The 21,828-nt window shown below is 43.4% G+C and carries 15 protein-coding genes, 2 tRNA genes and 3 rRNA genes; 7 read left to right on the plus strand and 13 right to left on the minus strand.

The window, feature by feature from the left end:
• Positions 1 to 38: 38 nt before the first annotated feature.
• From D9T12_RS12250 to mnmG, 3 genes are read right to left on the minus strand one after another with little or no spacing between them, the layout of a single operon-like run.
• Complete coding sequence (locus D9T12_RS12250; protein WP_130538438.1) at positions 39 to 806, minus strand: ParA family protein; 768 nt, start codon at positions 804 to 806, stop codon at positions 39 to 41.
• Between the two features lie 2 nt (positions 807 to 808).
• Positions 809 to 1,447: a 16S rRNA (guanine(527)-N(7))-methyltransferase RsmG gene (gene rsmG / locus D9T12_RS12255; RefSeq protein ID WP_130538439.1), complete on the minus strand. Its 639-nt coding sequence runs from the start codon at positions 1,445 to 1,447 to the stop codon at positions 809 to 811.
• Positions 1,447 to 3,381: a tRNA uridine-5-carboxymethylaminomethyl(34) synthesis enzyme MnmG gene (mnmG, locus tag D9T12_RS12260; protein WP_130538440.1), complete on the minus strand. Its 1,935-nt coding sequence runs from the start codon at positions 3,379 to 3,381 to the stop codon at positions 1,447 to 1,449. The genes rsmG and mnmG overlap by 1 nt, the downstream gene beginning before the upstream one ends.
• A 157-nt stretch (positions 3,382 to 3,538) precedes the next feature.
• On the opposite strand from mnmG, the gene D9T12_RS12265 reads away from it, so the two are divergent.
• The 5 genes from D9T12_RS12265 to proX all read left to right on the plus strand — a co-directional run bounded on the left by D9T12_RS12265 (position 3,539) and on the right by proX (position 8,766).
• Positions 3,539 to 4,105, plus strand: a complete 567-nt coding sequence (locus D9T12_RS12265; protein WP_130538441.1) for a hypothetical protein — start codon at positions 3,539 to 3,541, stop codon at positions 4,103 to 4,105.
• A gap of 248 nt (positions 4,106 to 4,353) precedes the next feature.
• Complete coding sequence (locus D9T12_RS12270; protein WP_130538442.1) at positions 4,354 to 5,394, plus strand: porin; 1,041 nt, start codon at positions 4,354 to 4,356, stop codon at positions 5,392 to 5,394.
• Complete coding sequence (proV, locus tag D9T12_RS12275) at positions 5,345 to 6,589, plus strand: glycine betaine/L-proline ABC transporter ATP-binding protein ProV (protein WP_338064808.1); 1,245 nt, start codon at positions 5,345 to 5,347, stop codon at positions 6,587 to 6,589. Before D9T12_RS12270 ends, proV begins: the two co-directional genes overlap by 50 nt.
• Positions 6,590 to 6,610: 21 nt before the next feature.
• Entirely contained in the window at positions 6,611 to 7,780 is a 1,170-nt protein-coding gene (proW, locus tag D9T12_RS12280) for a glycine betaine/L-proline ABC transporter permease ProW (protein ID WP_130538443.1), read from the plus strand.
• Positions 7,781 to 7,785: 5 nt separating this feature from the next.
• Positions 7,786 to 8,766, plus strand: coding sequence for a glycine betaine/L-proline ABC transporter substrate-binding protein ProX (gene proX / locus D9T12_RS12285; RefSeq protein ID WP_130538444.1), 981 nt, complete (start codon positions 7,786 to 7,788; stop codon positions 8,764 to 8,766).
• Between the two features lie 61 nt (positions 8,767 to 8,827).
• Here proX and D9T12_RS12290 read toward each other — a convergent pair whose 3' ends face one another.
• The 8 genes from D9T12_RS12290 to D9T12_RS12325 form a co-directional block, all read right to left on the minus strand.
• On the minus strand, positions 8,828 to 9,133 hold the full coding sequence (locus D9T12_RS12290) for a hypothetical protein (RefSeq protein ID WP_130538445.1): 306 nt from the start codon (positions 9,131 to 9,133) through the stop codon (positions 8,828 to 8,830).
• A gap of 39 nt (positions 9,134 to 9,172) precedes the next feature.
• Positions 9,173 to 10,006, minus strand: coding sequence for an NADPH-dependent 7-cyano-7-deazaguanine reductase QueF (gene queF / locus D9T12_RS12295; RefSeq protein WP_130538446.1), 834 nt, complete (start codon positions 10,004 to 10,006; stop codon positions 9,173 to 9,175).
• A 1-nt stretch (position 10,007) separates the two neighbouring features.
• Entirely contained in the window at positions 10,008 to 10,412 is a 405-nt protein-coding gene (locus tag D9T12_RS12300) for a hypothetical protein (RefSeq protein WP_130538447.1), read from the minus strand.
• A gap of 134 nt (positions 10,413 to 10,546) precedes the next feature.
• Positions 10,547 to 10,661, minus strand: a 5S ribosomal RNA gene (gene rrf / locus D9T12_RS12305).
• A 160-nt stretch (positions 10,662 to 10,821) separates the two neighbouring features.
• A 23S ribosomal RNA gene (locus D9T12_RS12310) occupies positions 10,822 to 13,668 on the minus strand.
• Positions 13,669 to 14,012: 344 nt separating this feature from the next.
• Positions 14,013 to 14,089, minus strand: a tRNA-Ile gene (locus D9T12_RS12315).
• Between the two features lie 57 nt (positions 14,090 to 14,146).
• A tRNA-Ala gene (locus tag D9T12_RS12320) sits at positions 14,147 to 14,222 on the minus strand.
• 63 nt (positions 14,223 to 14,285) lie between these two features.
• Positions 14,286 to 15,827: ribosomal RNA gene (locus D9T12_RS12325) — 16S ribosomal RNA — on the minus strand.
• The 16S, 23S and 5S rRNA genes sit together here with 2 tRNA genes alongside, the layout of an rRNA operon.
• A 714-nt stretch (positions 15,828 to 16,541) precedes the next feature.
• On the opposite strand from D9T12_RS12325, the gene D9T12_RS12330 reads away from it, so the two are divergent.
• A complete protein-coding gene (locus D9T12_RS12330) occupies positions 16,542 to 17,681 on the plus strand; it encodes a histone deacetylase family protein (RefSeq protein WP_130538448.1) in 1,140 nt (379 codons plus the stop codon).
• A gap of 52 nt (positions 17,682 to 17,733) precedes the next feature.
• Here the strand turns inward: D9T12_RS12330 and D9T12_RS12335 are convergent, their stop codons facing one another.
• On the minus strand, positions 17,734 to 18,336 hold the full coding sequence (locus D9T12_RS12335) for a YigZ family protein (RefSeq protein ID WP_130538449.1): 603 nt from the start codon (positions 18,334 to 18,336) through the stop codon (positions 17,734 to 17,736).
• A 273-nt stretch (positions 18,337 to 18,609) separates the two neighbouring features.
• On the opposite strand from D9T12_RS12335, the gene D9T12_RS12520 reads away from it, so the two are divergent.
• The gene (locus tag D9T12_RS12520; protein WP_130538450.1) at positions 18,610 to 21,096 is read left to right on the plus strand and encodes a methyl-accepting chemotaxis protein; all 2,487 of its coding nucleotides are present in this window, start codon (positions 18,610 to 18,612) and stop codon (positions 21,094 to 21,096) included.
• A 143-nt stretch (positions 21,097 to 21,239) separates the two neighbouring features.
• Here the strand turns inward: D9T12_RS12520 and D9T12_RS12345 are convergent, their stop codons facing one another.
• The gene (locus D9T12_RS12345; RefSeq protein ID WP_165395123.1) at positions 21,240 to 21,809 is read right to left on the minus strand and encodes a histidine phosphatase family protein; all 570 of its coding nucleotides are present in this window, start codon (positions 21,807 to 21,809) and stop codon (positions 21,240 to 21,242) included.
• Positions 21,810 to 21,828 lie beyond the last annotated feature (19 nt).

Genomic DNA, 21,828 nt, shown 5'->3' on the forward strand with positions numbered 1-21,828 from the left:
CGTTTTTTGCAAGAACTTAGATGACTAAAAACAGCCGATTAGACTTTAGTTTTCCGAATAATTTCATTGGCGAGTGCCAAATAAGCAATCGCACCATTAGACGCGATGTCATATTCCAAAATCGGCTCTCCGTAACTCGGTGCTTCTGCAAGGCGCACATTTCGCGGTACAATCGTTTGCAACACTTGCATTCCAAAATGACTGACTAACTGGTTTGAGACATCATTTGCTAAATTGTTACGGCGGTCATGCATAGTACGAAGAAGACCATCAATTTGTAATTTGCCATTCAATTGCTCTTGAACCGTTTCAATCGTATCCATTAAGGCCGACAAACCTTCCAAAGCAAAAAACTCACACTGAACCGGCACAACAATTCCGTCTGATGCCGTCAGAGCATTGATGGTCAACATGTTCAAAGTCGGAGGGCAATCAATCAAAATCACGTCATATTGCGTTCTGACTTTCTTTAGAGATTTACGTAGACGCTTTGGCCCCATATCCTCTTCAAGCAAAGCTACTTCGGCTGCGGTCAAGTCAGCATTCGCTGGTAACAAATCCAGATCCGATGCTTCAACATGCAGCACACATTCTTTAAAACGTGCTTCACCAATGAGTAGCTCAAAAACAGAAATAGGCAGTTGTTCTTTATCCACGCCAACCGAAACGGTCGCATTGCCTTGTGGGTCAAGATCCACCAATAAAACCTTCTTTTTTAAGCGCGCCAAGGCAGCGGCTAAATTGACTGCGGTAGTTGTTTTGCCAACGCCCCCTTTTTGATTGGCAACTGCAATGACTCTGCCCACTATTAACCCTTTGTGTTTTCGGTTTTTATTAGTTTTATCAAACGTCGCTCAGCATTTAATCCTGGAACGTTTAATTCAATTTGTTCATCCAGCTTTGCATTTTGCGGCAAAATATCCAAAGGTTCAAAATCTTTTTGTGCTTTCATCGCCCACCAAACCCCACCGGCCGGTAACAAATCATTGGTCCAATAAAGCATATCTTCTAAAGCCGCAAATGCTCTAGAAATCACCGCATCATAAAGAGGTTCAGGATGATGCTCTTCAACGCGACCATGAATCACTTGGGTATTCACCAACCCTAATTCGGCTTTGGCTTGAATCAAAAAACGGGTTTTCTTACTATTACTGTCCAGCAAATCAATTTGCGCATCTGGGTAACAAATCGCTAAAGGAATTCCTGGCAATCCGCCCCCAGTACCAACATCAATTAACCGTGTCGGTTGAATATGAGGCACCACCGCCAAAGAGTCTAATAAGTGCTTTACGAGCATTTCTTGCGGATCTCGAATGGCTGTGAGGTTATAGACCTTATTCCACTTCTGTAAAAGTTCAAGATATTGCAACAGCTTGGTAACTTTTTCATTCGCCAATTCCAAGCCTAATTGCTTTAAACCATCTCTAAGCTGATTCTCTAAACTCATTATGCCAATTTCTCCGCCTGACTCTGCGGCTGCCCCTGAGTTTGGCCTTTCGTAGAACGATGCTTTTTAATCTCAATCAGCAAAATCGAAATTGCTGCCGGCGTAATTCCTTGAATACGACTCGCCATACCCAAATTCGCCGGCCGGTGATCGCGTAACTTCTGCTTGACCTCATTCGATAATCCAGAAATTTTATCCAAATCCAAGTCCTCAGGAATTTCGACTTTTTCGGAACGCTGAACCTTTTCAATCTGTTCCATTTGACGAGCAATGTACCCAGAGTATTTAGCATCAATTTCGACTAATTCAACCACCTGCGGACTTTTTAATCCGTCACCAAACACTTCGAGTTCTGACATGGCGGTATAGCTGACTTTTGGACGCTTCAATAAATCATAAAGCGTTTGCTCTTTGGATAAAGGCAGTTCCATTAACTCTTCCGCGCGCTTAGCATCTTTGTGCGCGGGATAAATCCACGTTTCTTTTAAGCGCTGCAACTCTTGTTCCAACGCTTCATATTTCGCCTCAAAAGTCGCCCAACGAACATCATCAATTAGCCCCATTTCTCGTGCTTTAGGCGTTAAACGCTGATCGGCATTATCTTCACGCAACATCAAACGGTATTCCGCACGCGAAGTAAACATTCGATAAGGTTCATTGGTTCCCATGGTAATCAAGTCATCAGCCAATACGCCCAAATACGCTTTGTCACGAGTTGGATACCACTGTTCATTGTCTTGCGCACGACGCGCGGCATTCATCCCCGCAAGCAATCCTTGCGCAGCGGCTTCTTCATAGCCAGTAGTGCCATTGATTTGACCGGCAAAAAACAGACCGTTAATTGCGCGTGTTTCCAACGTCGGTTTTAAGCCGCGTGGGTCAAAGTAATCGTATTCAATTGCATAACCTGGACGCATAATGCGCGCATTTTCCAAACCATCCATTGAACGAACAATTTGCATTTGCGTTTCAAATGGCAAACTGGTGGAAATCCCGTTTGGATAAAGTTCAGTGGTGTTCAAACCTTCTGGCTCAATAAACACTTGATGCTTGTCTTTATCCGCGAACCGCATGACCTTGTCTTCAATCGATGGGCAATAGCGCGGGCCAACTGAATCAATCTCACCTTGATCAGAATACATCGGCGACTGATCCAGTGAATTCATAATCGCTTCGTGGGTTTTCGGATTCGTGTAAGTTATGTAGCAAGGAATCTGCTCTGGGTGCATATCACGATTCCCCATATAGGAAAATACTGGTGCCGGATTATCTCCCGGTTGCGCCTGCATTTTTGAGAAATCAACCGTCTTAGCATCAATCCGTGGCGGTGTTCCGGTTTTTAAACGTCCAACCGGTAAGTCGAGCTCTCGCAACTTCGCAGCCAAACGATTGGCTGGTTCATCTCCTGCACGACCGCCTTCGTAGTTTTGCAAACCAATATGAATCCGGCCGGCTAAAAAAGTTCCTGCCGTTAACACCACATTTTGCGAATAGAACTTTAAGCCCATTTTGGTGACCACACCACTGACCTGTTCACCTTCTAGCAGAATATCTTCTACCGGCTGCTGGAATAACGTTAGATTCGGTTGATGCTGCAGAGTTTCTAAAATCGCTGCTTTATACAACAAACGATCGGCTTGCGCCCGCGTTGCCCGAACCGCTGGGCCTTTGGATGCGTTCAGGGTACGAAATTGAATTCCAGCCTTGTCAGTTGCCAGTGCCATTGCACCACCCATTGCATCGACTTCTTTTACCAAATGGCCTTTACCAATACCACCAATGGCTGGGTTACAAGACATCTGCCCAAGCGTGTCAATATTGTGGCTCAATAATAGCGTCTTTTGACCCATTCGCGCTGCCGCCAAGGCCGCTTCAGTTCCTGCGTGGCCACCGCCAACAACAATCACATCATAATGTGTAAACTGATTATCCATACTCAACACTCTTACCCTGCTCATTACAGACTTTTCGCTAGAAAAATCTTACCATTGGTCGCATAATTGACGTTCTACAACCTTGTTGTATAAAACTCAGCAAACGTACTATTTTACCATAGACAATTTTTTTACAGCCATGCTCTGGAGGTTTTCCATGCATAAAACCAAATTTTTTAGTGGGCTAATTACCAGTCTTGCAATCATAGGTTTGTTTAGCGCCTGTTCAAGTGCTCCGCCAAGTCACATGATGAATATCAAACAAGGACAAACTTTTGAGCTCAAAGTGCCAATTGATATTCCAGCAGGAAGTGCAAAAACATATATACAATTTGGCAAAGTTACCGGCCGGTCCTTTAACCAAACTGAGCAACATTGTCGAATTGAAATTAATGAACTGCAAAATCAAACCACCACAATTCAACCTGAGCAATTCAAAATTTCAAATGTAGAGATTGGCGAAGAACAAATTGCCGCAAAAACTTTACCGGCCGGTGGAATTCAATTGGCGTTTGTTGGCAACGCGATGGCTTTTGGCGATAATCAACGCCCAGAAACCATGGATTATGTTCATTTTTACTTAGACTCAACTCAGCAGCCAAATGTTTTAAGACTGACCTGCTCTGGAGCGCTCAGTAATGGTAACCCATTTGATGAGCCTAGAAGCCATCGACCACAAAGAGAACAAATCAATCAAATCCTTGGGACAATTGGTCAAATGTAGCATTTTCACCAAGTAAAAATACTTCACCTCAAGAAACTACTACAAATTTGCTTTTCCTGAATCATGCTCCAGAGCCTATAAAAATAGTCGCTGGAGCAATCTTCAAGCCTCTAATCCTCTAAAAACCGTCCTTGAATCCCTTTTCCCGCCTGTGGTAGGGTTAAAAACAACTTAATTTTACGTTGTTGTCCGATTATCTGTATGAGAAACCAGAATCTCTCAAAATAGTCGCTTCCAAGGAGTTTGTTTTGAAAAAACTATTACCACTGTCTATTGCTGCCATCATTGCGCCTGGAACAGTAATGGCCGAATTAACTATAGATGCTTACGGTTCATTACGTGTTCAAGCGGAATCAGTATCCGTTGATCGACTCAGCGCCACCTCTCAAAGCTTGGGAGACGACGACAGCTATACAGGCATTAGAGATGCCTATTCTCGCTTTGGAGTTTCGGCGAACTACCCTCTAAACAATGGAACTACCCTTGGTGCAAACATTGAAATCCCCTTCAACTCAGCAGAATTGAAAATCAATGATCCAACAGGGTTTGCCGCCTATTACAAAGAGCCAAATTCATTGGATAATAACTATCCTCGACTTTACACTCTCACGGCTTCTGGTGATTGGGGTTCAGTTGCGATTGGTAAACAGTGGCTCACCTTCTACAACTATGTCGCCTACCCAGTCGATTACTTCAGTTCTTTCTACTCAGGTTGGTCAACTTATGCCTATTTCCGCCGTGAAGCCGTTACCTATACCTCCCCTAGCTTTTCTGGATTTAGCTTTGCCGCTTCAGCCGTCGACATCAGCGACTCTCGAGACTCAAGTTATCTAGACACCATGCAGTATGCTCTATCTTATTCCGCGGATGGGTTCACTATTTCCGCAGCAATGGAAGATAAAGAAGAAGAAATTGGTGGCGCCCAAACCTACGGTCTTTCTGCCTCTTATACAACAGGTCCTTGGCGCTTCGCTACGAAATACGAAGAAACTGAACACAACGTTTCTATTTACAACCTTTATGGCTCTTACAACATGGGGAAATACACTTTCAGAGCTCATGTATCTGAAGGTGATGAGGGAGGTTATGCGCCAGGCACAGTAATTCATTTAGGAACTGACTACCAATACACGAAAAACCTTAAAGTATTTGTAGAATATTTCTCTGAAGATACTGGTTATGCAGTCCTACCTGACAAAGACATTGGTGACTACTTAGCTGACAATGGCTACGCTTCCTATGGTAGAGACACTCAGGCCATTGCAATCGGTGCACGTTACGACTTCTAGTATTGATATGAAACCTGCAAAATTAAAAGTCGAAAACGTTTTCAAAGTTTTCGGCGATAATCCCAAGGGCGCTCTTGATCTTGTGGCAAAAGGTCTTAACAAAGATGAAATCTTTGCTAAAACCGGCCATACAATTGGTGTAAACAATGCCTCATTTGAGGTTTTTAAGGGCGAAATTTTTGTCATTATGGGGCTATCTGGCTCAGGAAAATCGACTCTTGTCCGACTTCTTAACCGCCTGATTGAACCCACAACTGGTGATATTTTTATCGACAATGAAAATATTACACTAATCTCTGAAAAACAGCTTCGACAAACTCGTCGAGAAAAAATCTCGATGGTATTTCAGTCATTTGCCTTACTTCCTCACATGTCGGTAGTGGAAAATGCAGCTTTTGGATTAACACTCGATGGCTACGACAAAAAAGAATCGCAACAAAAAGCACTCGATGCACTGGAGCAAGTCGGGCTTGAAGCCTATGCGGATTCTTATCCTTCCGAACTATCAGGCGGAATGCAACAGCGTGTCGGAATAGCCCGAGCATTAGCGACCGGCTCTGAAATTATGCTAATGGATGAAGCCTTTTCTGCACTAGACCCTTTAATTCGCACGGAAATGCAGGATGAATTAATCAAACTGCAAGAAAAAGCCCAGCGCACCATTATTTTTATCTCGCATGATTTAGATGAAGCAATGCGTATTGGTGATCGAATTGCCATTATGGAGCAAGGCAATATTGTCCAAATTGGGACACCTGAAGAAATCCTTCGTAACCCTGAAACAGAATATGTTGAATCCTTCTTTAAAGGCGTCTCAATCAGCGAAGTGCTCTCTGCCAAACACATCATCAACCGCAAATTCTTTACGATTTCAAAAAAAGACAGTCAAGGAATTAAAACCATTAGCCGCTTACTGGATGATTCTGACTATGACTATGCTTTTATAACAAACAGTGATAAGCAATTTATAGGGGTTGCCACTATGGAAACCCTGCAAACAGCCAGTAAAACGACCGATAAAGTCGAGGACGCTTATTTATCTAATGTTTCAACAATTGATTATGAAACGCCACTCAATGAGCTCATAGGGTTAATGGCAGAGGCTCCATGCCCTTTACCAGTGGTAAATGAACATAAGCAGATGATTGGGGTTATGACTCGTGCTAAGTTACTCAAAGCTCTGGATCCAACGTAATGCCCAAATTAGGAAATTTCTATGTCAAATTCTAATCCTTGGGCTGCTGCCTCAGAGCCCGAAACGCAAACTTCACCGGCCGGTGAAACATCAACCTCCAATCCTTGGGGTGCGACTCAATCAAATGATTCAATCGAATCGGCTTCAAATCCTTGGGGTTCTGCAACTACTGACAGCACCGAATCAACCGTAGCCGGAGATACACCCACCACTACAAACGATTGGCTTTCAGAGGCCGGAAAAGCCGATACCACTCAAACCGACTTTTCACTCGCGGACCCGTTTGCGGAAAAGTTAATCCCCTTCGACACCTGGGTTGAAGATGGACTGGACTGGCTAGTGGGTAACTTTCGTGAAGTTTTCCAAGCCATTCGCGTCCCTGTTGATATAACCCTTAGCTCTTTAGAGACCTTTCTGCTGAGTTTAAATCCTTGGGTAGTTCTAATATTTTTCACCTTGTTTGCATGGCAAATCGGTGGGCGAAAACTCGGAATTTTAAGCGCTGTTTCTTTACTCATTATTGGTTTTCTCGGTGCTTGGTCGGAAACTATGGTGACATTAGCTTTAGTCTTTACAGCCGTTCTATTTAGTATGTTAATTGGGATACCTCTAGGAATCTGGATGGGAAAATCAGACAGGGTAAAATCGGTACTGATGCCCATACTGGATGCAATGCAAACCACACCTGCATTCGTCTACTTAATCCCAATCGTTATGCTTTTTGGTATAGGAAATGTTCCCGGAGTGGTTGTGACCATTATCTTTGCACTACCACCTTTGGTTCGTTTAACCAGTTTAGGAATTCGTCAAGTACCGACAGATCTCATTGAAGCTGGGCATGCATTTGGTGCGAGTCCCTTACAAATGCTCTTCAAGATCGAATTGCCCGTTGCTAAAGCCACCATCATGGCTGGGGTTAATCAGAACTTGATGCTATCGCTATCAATGGTAGTTATTGCATCGATGATTGCTGTTGGCGGGCTTGGACAAATGGTGCTTCGGGGTATTGGTCGTTTGGATATGGGATTAGCCGCAATTGGAGGCCTCGCAATTGTATTGCTCGCTATTATGCTTGACCGAATTACTCAAGCCATGGGGCAAGCTCCCAAACATGAGACAACGCATTGGTATCAACGTGAACCACTTTCATGGATTCTTAAAATCTTTCCTTCAAATCAAAACAGAGGATAACTCTAATGAAGAAAACAGACATCTTATTTACTTCTATTCTTGCTACAGCTATGACATCATCGTCTGCATTTGCTGCAAAAGTCACCCCATTCCAAAGTGCCATTGCTGAAGAAACTTTTCAAACGGAAATCGTGAACCGTGCACTCGAAGCTTTAGGACATAATGTAGGCAAAATTAATGAAGTGGACTATGCAGTTGCCTACAAACAAATTTCTCAAGAAGCCAACTCAGACGATATTAGCTTTATGGCAGTGAACTGGGCGCCTTTGCATGAAAATATGTATCAAAAAGCCGGTGGGGATAAGGTTTTCTACCGAAAAGGCGATTATATTGAAGGCTGTGCGCAAGGTTACTTGATTGACAAAAAAACCGCTGATAAACACAACATCAAATACATTAACGATTTGAAGAAACCAGAAATCGCCAAGCTATTTGATAACGATGGTGATGGCAAAGCAGACTTAGCAGGCTGTACACCTGGCTGGGGTTGTGAGAAAGTGATTGAGCACCAACTAGATGCTTATGGCCTTCGTGATACCGTCGAACATAACCAAGGCTCCTATTCTGCCGTTATTTCTGAAACGATTACTAATTACAAACAAGGTAAGCCTGTGGTTTATTACACTTGGACACCTTATTGGGTTTCAGGAATTTTAAAGCCTGGCAAAGACGTCACTTGGCTACAAGTGACGCATACTGCTCACCCCGTTACAAAAGATACCACACTACCTAATGGTGCTAACTATGGTTTTAATGTGAACTCTATGCGTATAGTGGCTAACAAATCGGTTGGTGAAAAGCATCCAGAAGTTGCTAAATTGTTTTCAATTATGAAACTGTCTGTGAACGATGTTTCAGCACAAAACCAATTAATTAAAGATGGTCAAAGCCAACCTTCTGACATTAAACGTCATGTTGATTCATGGATTAAAGCGAATCAACGCACCTTTGATGGTTGGATTTCAACAGCCAAAGCAGCGAAGTAGAGAGAACATATAAACTAAAAAAGGGAGCCAAAAGCTCCCTTTTCCTAAAATTATCTCAATATTAATATTTGGGATAAATCGTCAACAAACACTCAACCTCTTCACGACAACAGCCCAATTCAAATGAAATTTTCGCTAGACGTTGTGCACGATCATTCAAAGATTCCATTGTTTCACCTTTTTCTAAAGCTTCCTGTAGCCATGCAGACAATGTAGAAAGCTCTTTCATCTTGAACTCCATCATGGAAGGCTCAATCCCTTCTTTTTCAAGCAGTTCAATATTCGCATCAAAACGTGCAAGCGCTTCTTCTGCACTAATATTTGTGTCAGCAACAATATTCTTAAAATTTCCATTTCCCGGTAACATATTCTTTTCCTTATCAATTTTGGCGTTATTTTAGTGGAACTACTGTCGCTGCGTACGAGAAATATCAAACTCTTCTTCAAAGTTTGAACGATATGGATTGATATCCAACCCTCCACGACGGACATAACGCGCATAGACCGTTAAGTTTACCGGCCGGCAAACTTTCATAATATCAGTAAAGATTCGCTCGACACACTGCTCATGAAACTCGTTATGCTCACGGAAAGAAATGATATATTTCAACAGGGAAGCTTCATCAATCTTTTTCCCTGAATACCGGACGACTACTGATCCCCAATCCGGTTGACAAGTCACAAGACAGTTAGACTTTAAAAGATGGCTATTAAGCGTTTCCTCATCAACCTCTTCATCCAATGTTTTTAAAAGCGAAGTATCGACCTGGTACTCATTAATTTCAATATCCAGATCATCAATATTTTCACCGGGTAAGTCACCAAATAAGAGTTCATGACCTTCCAATGTTTTAAAATCAACAACAACAGGCGCTCCAGAAGCATCTGATAAATCTTTTTCCATTAACTCAATCACATCCTGTTCAGACTCGAAACGGGTGCCATTAAAACTGTTTAAGTAAAGTTTAAAAGATTTTGATTCTATCAAGTTCGGTGAACTAACCTGAAAGGCAAATTCCGCAATGCGAACAACAGGCTTTCCCTTGGTATTAAGCCAAGATATTTCAAATGCTGTCCAAATATCCAAACCATTAAACGGTAAAGAATTGGCTTTAATACCTAATTCATCACGTTTTTCCTGGCGAGGGATTGGGAATAACAAAGAAGGATCGTACTCAGAACAGTATGGCGTATGTTGGCCTAACTGACTATGACTAGCTGTACCAATGTTAGAAGACATATTACTTACCTACATCAAAGTTACGTAGTGCTGATCGAAAAGCGTTTAATGGATTGATAACTGCATCTGCAATTATCACAGCAAGCCCAATCCAATGATAAAAAGTCGGATCACGACCTTCTACAAAATACAGATAAGCAATTAATCCTGATGCCAACGCAACACAAATGATTGCCCAAAGTTGATCCCAAAAAAAACCTAAAGGTGATAAATCCATTGCTTTAAAGGTTTCTACAAAAAGAATCACAACCACGCCACCAACAAATATAAAACCAGGTGTACCAGTCATTTCAATTCCAAGCTGTTCCACAACAATCAAATAAACAATTACAAGCATCATCCAAGGGAACTTAGAGATTACTCCGACTAAACCATTAACTGGTTTAGAATCAACAGAAACACCCACAAAATACTCCTTTTACAAAAGAGACATCAATGTATGTCATATGAGGTTAAAAATCAAAATATAAAAAAATGAAAAATAATAGACAAAAAAAAAGCTGCTTACCCAACGAAGGATAAGCAGCTTTTAGGATATAAGCTTGGCGATGACCTACTCTCACATGGGAACTCCCACACTACCATCGGCGCTAAGACGTTTCACTTCTGAGTTCGAGAAGGGATCAGGTGGTTCCATCTTGCTATTGTCACCAAGCAATTCGGTGTGCTGTGCTGGTTCACCTAGGTGTTCCAACACTGCAAATTTGGATAACGATTTTTTATGCTTTGTATTCGGTAATACTTAATTGCGCTTACTCAAGGTATTTGCGTCTTTGCTCTGACTTTGCTTTCACTCAAAGTTCACTTTGAGTTGTATAGTTAAGCCTCACGGGTAATTAGTACTGATTAGCTTCATACATTACTGCACTTCCACACTCAGCCTATCAACGTCGTAGTCTCCAACGGCCCTTCAGAAGACTTATAGTCTAGGGAGAACTTATCTTGATGCAGGTTTCCCGCTTAGATGCTTTCAGCGGTTATCCTTTCCGATCATAGCTACCCAGCAATGCCATTGGCATGACAACTGGAACACCAGCGGATCGTCCACTCCGGTCCTCTCGTACTAGGAGCAGCCCATCTCAATTCTCCAACGCCCACGGCAGATAGGGACCGAACTGTCTCACGACGTTCTAAACCCAGCTCGCGTACCACTTTAAATGGCGAACAGCCATACCCTTGGGACCGACTTCAGCCCCAGGATGTGATGAGCCGACATCGAGGTGCCAAACACCGCCGTCGATATGAACTCTTGGGCGGTATCAGCCTGTTATCCCCGGAGTACCTTTTATCCGTTGAGCGATGGCCCTTCCACACAGAACCACCGGATCACTAGAACCTACTTTCGTACCTGCTCGACGTGTCTGTCTCGCAGTCAATCACCCTTATACTCTTGCGCTCAATGCACGATGTCCGACCGTGCTGAGGGTAACTTCGCGCTCCTCCGTTACACTTTGGGAGGAGACCGCCCCAGTCAAACTACCCACCATACACTGTCCCTGACCAGGATTCACTGGTCGAGGTTAGAACCTCAACATTACCAGGGTGGTATTTCAAGGATGGCTCCACTGCAACTGGCGTCACAGTTTCAAAGCCTCCCACCTATCCTACACAAGTAAGGTCAAAGTCCAGTGCAAAGCTGTAGTAAAGGTTCACGGGGTCTTTCCGTCTAGCCGCGGGTACGCAGCATCTTAACTGCGAGTTCAATTTCGCTGAGTCTCGGGTGGAGACAGTGTGGCCATCATTACGCCATTCGTGCAGGTCGGAACTTACCCGACAAGGAATTTCGCTACCTTAGGACCGTTATAGTTACGGCCGCCGTTTACCGGGGCTTCGATCAAGAGCTTCGCATAAGCTAACCCCATCAATTAACCTTCCGGCACCGGGCAGGCGTCACACCGTATACGTCATCTTTCGATTTTGCACAGTGCTATGTTTTTAGTAAACAGTTGCAGCCACCTGGTCTCTGCGACCCTCAACAGCTATTCACCGTCGAGGGCATACCTTCTCCCGAAGTTACGGTATCATTTTGCCTAGTTCCTTCACCCGAGTTCTCTCAAGCGCCTTGGAATTCTCATCCTGACCACCTGTGTTGGTTTGGGGTACGATTCTTTATGACCTGAAGCTTAGAAGCTTTTCTTGGAAGCATGGCATCAACCACTTCGTCCAAAAGAGGACTCGTCGTCACGTTTCAGAATTAAGAGTCCGGATTTACCTAAACTCTCTTCCTAAGCGCTTAAACTTGCAACCATCAGCAAGCTGGCCTAGCCTTCTCCGTCCCTCCATCGCAGTCATAAAAAGTGCAGGAATATTAACCTGCTTCCCATCGATTACGCCTATCGGCCTCATCTTAGGGGTCGACTAACCCTACGTCGATTAGCGTTGCGTAGGAAACCTTGGTCTTTCGGCGAGGGAGCTTTTCACTCCCTTTATCGCTACTTATGTCAGCATTCGCACTTCTGATACCTCCAGGACACTTTACAATGCCCCTTCGCAGGCTTACAGAACGCTCCTCTACCATGCGTAAAAACGCATCCGCAGCTTCGGTATACTACTTAGCCCCGTTAAATCTTCGGCGCAGGCCGACTCGAACAGTGAGCTATTACGCTTTCTTTAAAGGGTGGCTGCTTCTAAGCCAACCTCCTGTCTGTCTGTGCCTTCCCACATCCTTTCCCACTGAGTAGTATTTAGGGACCTTAGCTGGCGGTCTGGGTTGTTTCCCTCTTGACTACGGACGTTAGCACCCGCAGTCTGTCTCCCATGATTGTACTTGCTGGTATTCGGAGTTTGCAATGGGCTGCTAACCCTTGACGGGCCGCTAGACCATAACAGTGCTCTACCCCCAGCAGTAAGACATGAGGCTCTACCTAAATAGATTTCGAGGAGAACCAGCTATCTCCGGGCTTGATTAGCCTTTCACTCCGATCCACAACTCATCCCCGCATTTTTCAACATACGTGGGTTCGGTCCTCCAGTACCTGTTACGGCACCTTCAACCTGGCCATGGATAGATCGCCCGGTTTCGGGTCTACGCCCTGCAACTATTCGCCCAGTTAAGACTCGGTTTCCCTACGGCTCCCCTATTCGGTTAACCTTGCTACAGAACGTAAGTCGCTGACCCATTATACAAAAGGTACGCAGTCACCCCTAAGGGCTCCCACTGCTTGTACGTACACGGTTTCAGGTTCTATTTCACTCCCCTCCAGGGGTTCTTTTCGCCTTTCCCTCACGGTACTGGTTCACTATCGGTCGGTAGAGAGTATTTAGCCTTGGAGGGTGGTCCCCCCATGTTCAGACAGAATTTCACGTGTTCCGTCCTACTCGATTTCACAATGAATACATTTTCGTATACGGGACTATCACCCTGTATCGTTAGACTTTCCAGACTATTCTACTAATGTAATCATTGCTTAAGGGCTGGTCCCATTTCGCTCGCCGCTACTTTGGAAATCTCGGTTGATTTCTTTTCCTCCGGGTACTTAGATGTTTCAGTTCTCCGGGTTAGCTTCCTGCAAGCAGGATATCCATAAAGGATGGGTTTTCCCATTCGGAAATCGACGGGTCATAGGGTATTTGCCACCTCACCGTCGCTTATCGCAGGCTATCACGTCCTTCATCGCCTTCTACCGCCTAGGCATCCACCGTGTACGCTTAGTCACTTAACTATACAACTCAAAATATACTCTGAGTGTATGCAACTAAAATCATTTACGCTGACACAAATACGCTTGAGTAATCTCAATTAAGTATTGCGTTACCTATTACTTGAAGTGTTTAAAACACTCCAGCAATGCGAGTTGATATTGAAGTTGTATCAACTCTTATTGATATGACAAGTCGGCGTCATATCAATCGTTATCCAATTTTTTAAAGAACTTCAGTTTCGAAAAACTTAGAAGCGGAATTATATCATCTGCTTCAAAATTTCAAAATAAAACTGTTAATAAATTTTCATTTAAAAACAACTTGTCATTTTTAAACAAAACCTATTAACAGGTTTACTTTAAAGTGGTGGGTCTGGGTGGATTTGAACCACCGACCTCACCCTTATCAGGGGTGCGCTCTAACCAACTGAGCTACAGACCCAATATATGAATATGTCTCAATGAAAGTTTAAAACTTAACTCAAACACATTCAGTAATTGGTGGAGCTATGCGGGATCGAACCGCAGACCTCCTGCGTGCAAAGCAGGCGCTCTCCCAGCTGAGCTATAGCCCCTAATAGTGTAATTCAGAAAGAATTTATGTGAAAACTAACTTAAGCTCGTAACGCTTTTATCTTAAAGGAGGTGATCCAGCCCCAGCTTCCGCTAGGGCTACCTTGTTACGACTTCACCCCAGTCATGAACCACAAAGTGGTAAGCGCCCTCCGAAGTTAGGCTACCTACTTCTTTTGCAATCCACTCCCATGGTGTGACGGGCGGTGTGTACAAGGCCCGGGAACGTATTCACCGCGACATTCTGATTCGCGATTACTAGCGATTCCGACTTCATGGAGTCGAGTTGCAGACTCCAATCCGGACTACGAGAGGTTTTTTGAGATTCGCGCACTATTGCTAGCTGGCTGCTCTTTGTACCCCCCATTGTAGCACGTGTGTAGCCCATCCCATAAGGGCCATGATGACTTGACGTCGTCCCCGCCTTCCTCCGGTTTATCACCGGCAGTCTCATTAGAGTTCTCAACTAAATGGTAGCAACTAATGATAAGGGTTGCGCTCGTTGCGGGACTTAACCCAACATCTCACGACACGAGCTGACGACAGCCATGCAGCACCTGTCACTGCGTTCCCGAAGGCACCAATCTATCTCTAGAAAGTTCGCAGGATGTCAAGGGATGGTAAGGTTCTTCGCGTTGCATCGAATTAAACCACATGCTCCACCGCTTGTGCGGGCCCCCGTCAATTCCTTTGAGTTTTAATCTTGCGACCGTACTCCCCAGGCGGTCAACTTATCGCGTTAGCTACGTTACGAAACATTTTAATATGCCCCACAACTAGTTGACATCGTTTACGGCGTGGACTACCGGGGTATCTAATCCCGTTCGCTACCCACGCTTTCGCACCTCAGCGTCAGTTTTAAGCCAGGAAGGCGCCTTCGCCACTGATGTTCCTCCTAATATCTACGCATTTCACTGCTACACTAGGAATTCCCCTTCCCTCTCTTAAACTCTAGATTGCCAGTATCGGATGCAGTTCCCAGGTTGAGCCCAGGGCTTTCACAACCGACTTAACAGTCCGCCTACGCGCGCTTTACGCCCAGTAATTCCGAATAACGCTTGCACCCTCTGTATTACCGCGGCTGCTGGCACAGAGTTAGCCGGTGCTTCTTCTAAAGGTAACGTCAAGCAATATCGATATTAGCGATACTACCTTCCTCCCAATTGAAAGTGCTTTACAACCCTCGGGCCTTCTTCACACACGCGGCATGGCTGCATCAAGGTTTCCCTCATTGTGCAATATTCCCCACTGCTGCCTCCCGTAGGAGTCTGGGCCGTGTCTCAGTCCCAGTGTGGCTGATCATCCTCTCAAACCAGCTAGAGATCGTCGCCTTGGTAAGCTTTTACCTTACCAACAAGCTAATCTCACTTAGGCTCATCCAATAGCGATAGCTTACAAGTAGAGGCCACCTTTACTCCGTAGAGCACATTCGGTATTAGCATGCGTTTCCACATGTTGTCCCCAACTATTGGGTAGATTCCTAAGCATTACTCACCCGTCCGCCACTCGACGCCTAGAGAGCAAGCTCTCTATCGTTTCCGTCCGACTTGCATGTGTTAGGCCTGCCGCCAGCGTTCATTCTGAGCCAGGATCAAACTCTTCAGTTTAATCTTGCTAGATATATTTAAATTCCGTCTCCGGATATAAACACTCGGAATTGACAAGTTTGCATGATAAATAAATAAATTTATTACCAGTTACATATTTGTCAGTTTTCGAGATTTTTTATGCGTACTCACTTAAGAAGTTTCCACATAAATTATCTCTGAATTACCATATTTTTAAAGAACTTATCCACAACCTAATCACTGTTGATTTCAAACCGTGACTCGTTGGTAGGCCGCGTATTCTAGAGAAGCTAAAATCTTTTGTCAAATGTTTTTTCAAACTTTTTTCAAAAAATTTTCATCACATTCAAACCAGAATCGCGATGGTTAACTGCTTGCTTTTAAAATTCAATCAAGAAACAAAATCCTCAATCAAATCAAACAATTAACACCAAATTTTTTTCATCTCTGAGAAGGCTTTGTTTCCGCTGCCCCTCAAGACAGGTGCGTATTCTAGGGATTTCTAAAATGAACGCAAGTCTTTTTTTACAAAAAATTGAAAAAAGTTTAAATTAATTTCAACTCCTTTACTTACCCACAAAAACAGCCTCTTTATACAAACTTATCCACAAAGTTATTCACAAAATGCTTATTCGTTCGATTTTTTTAATCTATCAATAACCAAACTGAATATGACTTTCTATCTAAGGTCTGAATAATTGAAGCTAGCAACAGATAATTTACTAGGTATTTATCTATTTGGAGATCTTTAATATGAACAGTCGTCGCCAATTTATTCAAAACAGTCTTGCTCTGCTATTGGGAAGTACTACACCTGCCTTTGCTCTTCAGCAGCCACAATTCCAATCCTCCTACAAAGTCGGTGTAGTTTTAGATCCTCTTTTTCTTAAGCATGATTTAAAAGGCCATCCTGAAAACGCGAATCGTTTACGTGCTATTGATAAAGAACTCACTAATCGCGATTACTGGAAATATTTCTCAGCCATCCAAAGTAGATTTGCAACCGACGAAGAGTTAGCGTGGGTACATCAATCAGGCTATCTATTCGAAATTGAAAATTTAAGTGAATCAGGCGGAGGCTATTTTGATCCAAATAGTCAAGATACCTATTTAAATGAATTCAGCTTTGATGCTGCAAAAATGGCCACTGGGGGAAACATAGAATTGAACTTAGCAGTTTATGATCGAAAGGTCGATTATGGCTTTGGGCTACTTCGTCCACCTGGGCATCATGCTAGACATAATCAGGCAATGGGATTCTGTTTATTGAATAGCGATGTGCTTGCCGCAAAGGCTCTTCAGAAATACCGTGGTGTCAAACGCATCGCGATTCTAGATTTTGATGTGCATCACGGTAATGGGACTCAAGATTTAACCATTGATGACCCTTCGATTATGGCTATATCCATTCATCAGCATCCATTCTGGCCAATGACCGGATTTGACAGTATGACGGGAGAAGGTAAAGCTAAAGGCACAAATGTTAATCTTTCTTTTCGACAAGGTGCTGGTGATCAAACCTATCTAGCGAGCTTTGATAAAGTCATTGCGCCAAAACTTCGGGAGTTTCAACCTGAACATATAATAGTGTTCGCTGGTTACGATGGCCACTGGCAAGATCCATTAGCCGGTCATCAAGTTACTGTTGCTGGTTACAATCAGTTTACTAAACGCTGCATGGCCATTGCCGATGAGCTTTGCGAAGGCCGCTTGAGTTTTTCTTTAGGAGGTGGCTATAAACTGAATCCACTTGCTCAATGTGTTGCAGGAAGTCTTCACTCACTACTTGGATTAACTGAAGATTTTGAAGATGTCATTGGCAGTGATGAAAAAATAGAAGCCGATTATTCAAAAGAAATTGAAGAATTAGTAAAGCTTCACCTAAACACTTAATCGTAAAGAGTTACCGGCCGGTGAAAAGGAATCCAGATAATACCGGCCGGTATTATTTTTTTTCGACTTTATACTCACAACGATTTGCTTCAAGCAATGATTGAAATTCTTCCAAGGCCACCTCCGGCACATTTAACACCATCTCCACCAAACTAGAATAGTTCACCTCAATAACTTGAGCCTCAAATTGTGTACAGCAATGCCTGACCCATTGCTCTTGTGAAAAGTCACACTTTACAATGACTTCCATCAAAGGAATTTGCTCTTCAACCGACAAAACTTCCATTACCGCTTGCGCTGCCTGTCCATAGGCTCGAGTTAATCCACCGGCACCTAGCTTAATGCCTCCAAAATAGCGGACAACGCAAATCATGACATCTCCCACATTTTTGTGGTTTAAAACATTCAAAATTGGCTTACCTGCTGTTCCACTCGGCTCGCCATCATCTCCCATACCGGCATTGGCTGCACATTTGGGATTGCCAATCAAATACGCCCAACAGTGATGACGTGCATCAGGGTACTTCGCTTTCAAAGTTTCCAGCCATAGCATGCCTTCCTCTCGTGAAGAAATACCTTTGGCATAAGCGATAAATCGGCTTTTTTTAATCTCTATTTCTGCCATCGCTTCGTCTGCTGGCACTGGATAACTCATAAATTGATTCTCTTACTCAGTCGGCTATTCACATGATGCCAAGCATAACAAATCCGAACAGGCTCTGTAACTTGATCCGCGATGCTCCTAAAAAACTAAAAGGGTAAGCCCTTATGACCAATAGATTTCGACAGACCCCATCAAAAGTATGCATTAGAACTCATTAGTTCAACAGTTTTTGATGAGAATCAATCTTTAAAGATATCATCTAATTTAAAGTAAAACCTATACGTTTGTATAAGCTCTTATCGATTCCATCCGAGGTGACCCCCCATGAAAAATCTAACCCTAAATCAAAAAGTCATGTTTGTGGCTTTGGTAGTCACTCTCATTATTGCCGCCATTTTGGGTTTAATGCTCTATAACAGCCAAATCAAACCGGTAAAAGGAAATGTTGAGTCAAAATTGATCAATGAGTTGACCTCCTACGCTGACAGTAAGATGGATTTAAAAATTCAGGGCGGAATTATTGGTTCAGCCATGCTCAGTTTGTCACCCGATGTTCAGGACGCATTAAAGAACAAAGATAAACAAGCAATTTACGGTTTTCTAAAAACTCTGAAAAAAGATTATGCGGATAAAACCAACTTCAGAGGCGTATTTAGTGAACTGATTCACGCAGACGGCCAATCTCTTATCCGAAGCTGGAAGCTCGATGAAGATGCTGGAAGTCGTTTAAACGACCCACTTGTTAAACAAGTGTTCGATAGCAAAAAAGCTGCCGGTTCCCTAGGATTTGGTGATCGGGGAGTTGCAATTACCTCAATTACACCCGTTCTACGAGACAAACAATTACTTGGTGGTGTGACAATGGTTCTTGGTGTTGGTTCAATTTCACGTGATTTTGCTCGAGAGTATAAAGACCAAGATGGTGCTTGGATCATGCTGGTGGACACAGAATATGTCGCTAATAAGTTTGGATCGACAAAGGCAACAGATAAACTTAAAAAAATTACCGACCGTTATGTGATCGCAAACAACAAATGGTTTGCCGATGAAGTGGTTGAACTCACTAAATCTGTCTATCAACCTGTCGATGGTGATCAGAACTCTGCTTATATCAATAACGGTCGGTTTGTGGTCGACATACCTGCCTATGACGAGCAAGGTAAAGTCTTTGGTCGGCAAATTTTCATGCAAAATGAAAACGTCTTTACCCAACCTCTTGCAGAAGCCTCAGGCAACGCATGGCAAACCCTGTTTGAATCCGTGATTGGCATTATTATCTTAACGATTATCTTAACCTTAATGATTAACCGTATGATTATTCGTCCATTGGCCAGCGTGAAAGAAACCATGGCTAAAATCGAAGAAACCGGTGATTTCAGTCTTCGTATTCAAACAGATCAAAATGATGAAGTTGGACAAACCGCTCAAGCAGTTAATAGCCACCTTGAAAAAGTCAATCAAGCCATTAGTGAGGCCAATAGTGTGATTGGCGCACTTGCAGAGGGCGACCTTAACAAACGCATTCAACAGAATTACAAAGGCAGCTTGCTAGAGCTGAAAACAGGCATTAACCAAAGCAGTGAAAACGTGGCTGAAACCTTGCAGCAAATTGCGGAAGTTATGCAACAGCTTCGAGACGGACAATTCCATGTTGAAATTCACCATCAAGCAAAAGGCGCTTTTGCTGAAATGCTCAATAACACCTCCGATGCAATGCACAGCCTTGATCAGGCTATTTCGGAAATCAACTTGGTTATGGATAAAGTGGCTCTTGGTGAGTTTAAGAACCAAATCACCAGTGATGTCAAAGGCGATCTACAAACTCTGACCAATGGAATCAACTCGACAGTCTCCAAATTAGACGAAGTGATTGGAAATATTGCCCACGTCATGCACTCACAAAGCGAAGGGGACTTAACTCAACGAGTCAATGTCGAATGTCAAGGCGATCTGGCCGTCTTAAAAGAGTCAATCAATCATAACGCGGAACATTTAAATGGCGTCATCAACGACATTGTCGTTGCATCCAATACGGTTTCAACGGCAGCTGAAGAAGTTTCGCGTGGTTCGATGAGTCTAAGTGACAGTGTTCAACAACAGGCCGCTTCCATGGAGCAAACTTCTGCAACCATGAAAGAGATGAACGAAGCGATTAATCGCAATGCAGATAACACACTTGAAGTCGACAAACTAGAGCATCAGCTTGAAGAAAGTTCGAAATCAGCTGGTGAAGTCATGCACAACACCATTATTGCCATGAGTGAGATTCAAGAATCCAGTCAAAAAATCAGTGAAATTGTCAGCTTAATTGATAGCATTGCTTTCCAAACCAACTTATTGGCACTTAACGCTGCGGTCGAAGCGGCTCGTGCCGGTGAGCAAGGACGAGGGTTTGCAGTCGTCGCAGGTGAAGTTAGAGCTTTAGCTGGAAAATCCGCTGACGCTGCCAAAGAAATTAGCACGCTCATTAACGAAAGCGTTGAATCGGTCAATAAAGGGACTGAGCTGGCAGGCAAGTCTGAAGAAGTTCTGCAAACCATGAACGATTCAATTATCGAGGTCACCAAAATGATTTCCGACATAGCTAGTACCTCAGCCGATCAAGCGCGAGGAGTCGGAGAGGTCAATCAGGCTCTTGGCTTAATAGATGATGTCACCCAAAACAATGCCGCATTGGTGGAAGAAACCTCTGCAGCGGCAGAGAGTATGAGTGATCAAGCTGCAAAATTAAAAACAACGGTGCGCTTTTTCAAAACAGATCAAAATACGCATAGAGCCTCTGCTACAGCTATGGCATTACCCAAAAAATAACGCTTACCAATCAATAATGAATACCGGCCGGTAGCAAATCTCAACAAAGCACTCTCTTTCAGGTGAGTGCTTTATTATTTACAACACCTGCATAAGATGTTTTCAATACTCAAACCAATGGTGAATGAGCGAAAAAACCAAAACTATTGGCTACTGTGTTTGAACTGATTAATCACCTCAAATAATCCATCACCTAATGGGTCAAGCAGAACCATCTCTGCGGGTTCAATATTCAAATTAGTCAGGCTCAAAATATTCGGACGATGCGTTACCAGAATCAGGTTTTTGGTCGACTTAAAATTACCAATCCACTCTCGTGTTTCTTGGAGACGCTTATTCGCCTCATCAGCAGGTAATGCCTTTATTAAACGTAAAGCTTTTGACACTTGGTAAACAGAAAAGGCATTTTCCGCAGTATCTTTTGTCCGACAATGCTCACTAGAGTAAACCGCATCAATACCAATTTTATGCTTCTTGAACAACTGCCCAATCTGTTTGGCTTGCTGGACACCCAAATCATTTAAATTTCGCTCACTAAAACAACTGTCATCCAAAACAAAAGGGCTACCAAACTCTCGATCAATTGAAGCGTGTCGGAGCAAAACGACTTTGCCACCTTGCTGCAAACTCTGCCAAAACGTCGCATTATCCGCATTGGCTGAATGACTCAACCCCAACACACTCAAAGCTAATATAAAAATCAACTGCTTCATATACCCTCGCTTAAACTCA

Origin of the sequence: Thiomicrorhabdus indica (assembly GCF_004293625.1) — a bacterium.
Classification (GTDB): Bacteria; Pseudomonadota; Gammaproteobacteria; order Thiomicrospirales; family Thiomicrospiraceae; genus Thiomicrorhabdus; species Thiomicrorhabdus indica.